Below are 3157 nucleotides of genomic sequence, written 5' to 3'. Positions count from 1 at the left end.
CTCGGCGGCCACGATCGAGCGGGCCGCGGAGGCCGGCGCCGACGTCTTCGTCGCCGGCTCCGCCGTCTACGGCGCCGAGGACGCCGCGGCGGCGGTGGAGGAGCTGCGGGCGCGCGCGGGCGCGGCCTGCGGCTGAGCCGGGCGGCTCGCGGCGGCGTGAGCGGCGGCGGGTCTGCCGCGGCCCGTGGCGGCGTGGCACACTGACCGCAGCAGAACCACGACGAGCGTGCTCCGGGGTCGGTGCAATTCCGAACCGGCGGTGACAGTCCGCGACCCACCCGCTGTGCGGGTGGTTGACCCGGTGGAACTCCGGGACCGACGGTGAAAGTCCGGATGGGAGGCAGCGCGCGGCGTCGTGGACGCCGGGACGCGCGCTGCGCCGTTCCCGGTCGTCCACGCGTGCGTCGAGGGGCTGGCGCTGCCGCGCCCCCCTCGCCCCCCTCGTCCCCGGACCGCCCGTGCGAACCGGAGAGGGGTGCAGCGAGCGTGTTCACCGGGATCGTCGAGGAGGTCGGCGAGGTCGTCGCCGTGGAGTGGGGCCGCGATTGCGCGCGCCTGGCGGTGCGGGGGCCGGTCGTGACGTCGGACGCCGTGCACGGTGCGTCGATCGCCGTCGACGGCGTCTGCCTCACCGTGGTCGGCCGGCCCGACGCCGCCACCTTCACCGTCGACGTCATGGCCGAGACCCTGCACCGCAGCGCGCTGCGGGACGTGGTGGCCGGGCGGGCGGTGAACCTGGAGCGGCCCGTGGCGGTGGGCGGCCGCTTCGGCGGGCACGTCGTGCAGGGCCACGTCGACGGCACCGGCACCGTGCTGGAGCGGGTGCCGGGGCAGGCGTGGGAGGTCGTGCGCGTCGGCCTGCCGGCGCAGCTGGCCCGCTACGTGGTGGTGAAGGGCTCGATCACCGTCGACGGGGTGTCCCTGACCGTGGTCGACGTCGAGGACGAGGGGCCCGCCGGGCCCTCGTTCACCGTCTCCCTGATCCCCGCCACGCTCACCGGCACCACGCTGGGCCGCCGCCGGGTGGGGGACGCGGTGAACCTGGAGGTCGACGTGCTCGCGAAGTACGTCGAGCGCCTCACCGTCGCCGGCACCGCCGCCGGCACGGTCGCCGGCGCCGGCACCGCGGCGGTGACCGCGTGAGCTGGATCGCCTGGCTGTACGAGTACACCCTGCCCGTCGGGGCCACGGGCATCGCGCTGCGCGAGGTGGTGGGCAACGCCTTCGGCCTGGCCTCCGCCCTCGGGGGCATGCGCCGGCGGGTGTGGGCGTGGCCGGTGGGCATCGTCGGCAACGTCCTGCTCCTGACCGTGTTCCTCGGCTCGGTGTTCTCCACCCCGCAGGGCACCGACCTGCTGGGGCAGGCCGGGCGGCAGGTGATGTTCGCCGCGGTGTCGGTGTACGGGTGGGTGCAGTGGCGGCGGACCCGGGCCGCGGCGGCGGGCACCGCGGCGGCGGGCACGGGCGTGGTGCCCCGCTGGGCGACCTGGCGCGAGCGCGCGGGCGTCGTCGTGGTGGCGGTGGGCCTGACCGCGGTGCTCACCCCGCTGTTCGAGGCGCTGGGGTCGTGGCCGCCGGTGTGGGCGGACGCCTGGACGTTCACCGGCTCGCTGCTGGCGACCTACGGCATGGCGAAGGGGTGGGTGGACTTCTGGCTCATCTGGATCGCCGTGGACCTCGTCGGGGTGCCGCTGCTGCTGCGCGGCGGCTTCTACCCCTCGGCCCTGATGTACGCCTTCTACGGCGTCTTCTGCCTGGTCGGCTTCGTGCTGTGGTGGCGCACCCAGCGCCGGGTCCTCCCGCCGGGTGTGGGCACCCCGGGCATGGAGGCCGTCGGGTGAGCGCGCCGCTGGTTCCGCCCACCCCGCTGGTGCCGTCCACCCCGGTGGTGCCGCGCGCCGCGGCGCTGACCGGGGACCGCATCGGCGCCGCGCTCGAGGCGCTGCGCGCCGGGCGGCCGGTGATCGTCTCCGACGCCGCCGACCGCGAGGACGAGGGCGACGTCGTGCTCGCCGCCGAGCTGGCCACCCCGGGGTGGGTCGGCTGGACCGTGCGGCACACCTCGGGGATGCTGTGCGCCCCCATGCCCGCCGAGCGCGCCGCGGCCCTGGCGCTGCCCCCGATGGTGGAGCGCAACGAGGATTCGCTGCGCACGGACTACACCGTCACCGCCGACGCGGCCGCGGGGGTGGGCACCGGCATCTCCGCCGCCGACCGGGCCCGCACGTTCACCGTGCTGGCGGACCCGGCGAGCCGGCCGGAGGACCTGGTGCGCCCGGGGCACGTCTTCCCGCTGCGCGCCCGCCCCGGCGGGGTGCTGGAGCGCCCGGGGCACACGGAGGCCTCGGTGGACCTGTGCCGCCTGGCGGGGCTGCAGCCGGTGGCCGTCATCGCCGAGGTGGTCGCCGACGACGGTTCGATGGCCCGCCGCCCGCAGCTGCACGACCTCGCCCGGCGCTTCTCGCTACCCTTCGTGACTATCGATGAACTCGTCGCTCACCTCGCCGCGTCGGCGGGGAGCGGGGCGCGAGCGGGAGGTGCGCGATGAGCGGGGACGGCAGTCCGGAGCTGCAGGTCGACGGCAGCGGCCTGCGGGTGGGGCTGATCGCCGCCCGCTGGCACGGGGAGATCATGGCCGGGTTGCTGGAGGGCGCCCAGCGCGCCCTCGCCGAGGCGGGCGTCGCCGACGTCACCCTCGTGCGGGTGGCCGGCTCCTTCGAGCTGCCGGTGGCCGCGGCCCGCCTGGCGCGCACCGGCGGCTACGACGCCCTCGTCGCCCTCGGCGTCGTCATCCGCGGCGGCACCCCGCACTTCGACTACGTCTGCGAAGCGGCCACCCTGGGCCTGACCGACGTGGCCGTCGGCACGGGGATCCCCGTGGGCTTCGGGGTGCTCACCGTGGACAACGAGTCCCAGGGCCTGCACCGGGCGGGGCTGCGCGGCTCGCGCGAGGACAAGGGCCGCGAGGCCGTCCTGTCCGCGCTGGAGACGGCCGTGGTGCTGCGCGAGGTCGCGCCCCGGCAGGGCTGAGGACCGCGCCGGCCGGGGCGGGGACGGCCGGCGCGGACCGCGGGGGGTAGCGTCGCGCCGGTGACGAGCGCCCCCCGCCCGCTGCCCCCCGTCGTCGTGGCGCCCACCGCCGCGCAGCTGCGCCGCC

3 protein-coding genes, 2 pseudogenes and 1 riboswitch are annotated in these 3157 nt (G+C 77.2%); all 5 genes and pseudogenes read left to right on the top strand.

The window, feature by feature from the left end:
* Positions 1-136: pseudogene (locus ABEB16_RS21205) on the top strand (ribulose-phosphate 3-epimerase); the annotation flags it as partial.
* A gap of 86 nt (positions 137-222) precedes the next feature.
* Positions 223-349: riboswitch (FMN riboswitch) on the top strand.
* Positions 350-486: 137 nt separating this feature from the next.
* Positions 487-1143: a riboflavin synthase gene (locus ABEB16_RS21200; RefSeq protein WP_345714164.1), complete on the top strand. Its 657-nt coding sequence runs from the start codon at positions 487-489 to the stop codon at positions 1141-1143.
* Positions 1140-1841 (top strand): nicotinamide riboside transporter PnuC, encoded by a 702-nt coding sequence (gene pnuC, locus ABEB16_RS21195; protein WP_345714163.1) that lies wholly within the window; start codon positions 1140-1142, stop codon positions 1839-1841. The genes ABEB16_RS21200 and pnuC overlap by 4 nt, the downstream gene beginning before the upstream one ends.
* 80 nt (positions 1842-1921) lie before the next feature.
* Positions 1922-2509 (top strand): annotated as a pseudogene (gene ribB, locus ABEB16_RS21190) (3,4-dihydroxy-2-butanone-4-phosphate synthase); the annotation flags it as partial.
* Positions 2510-2544: 35 nt separating this feature from the next.
* Positions 2545-3030 (top strand): 6,7-dimethyl-8-ribityllumazine synthase, encoded by a 486-nt coding sequence (ribH, locus tag ABEB16_RS21185; RefSeq protein ID WP_345714161.1) that lies wholly within the window; start codon positions 2545-2547, stop codon positions 3028-3030.
* The last annotated feature ends 127 nt before the right edge of the window (positions 3031-3157 follow it).

It is taken from the genome of Kineococcus glutinatus (assembly GCF_039542765.1).
Lineage (GTDB): Bacteria > Actinomycetota > Actinomycetes > Actinomycetales > Kineococcaceae > Kineococcus_A > Kineococcus_A glutinatus.
Note: the sequence above shows the minus strand (reverse complement) of the source record. Positions and strands in the feature narration are given on the sequence as shown.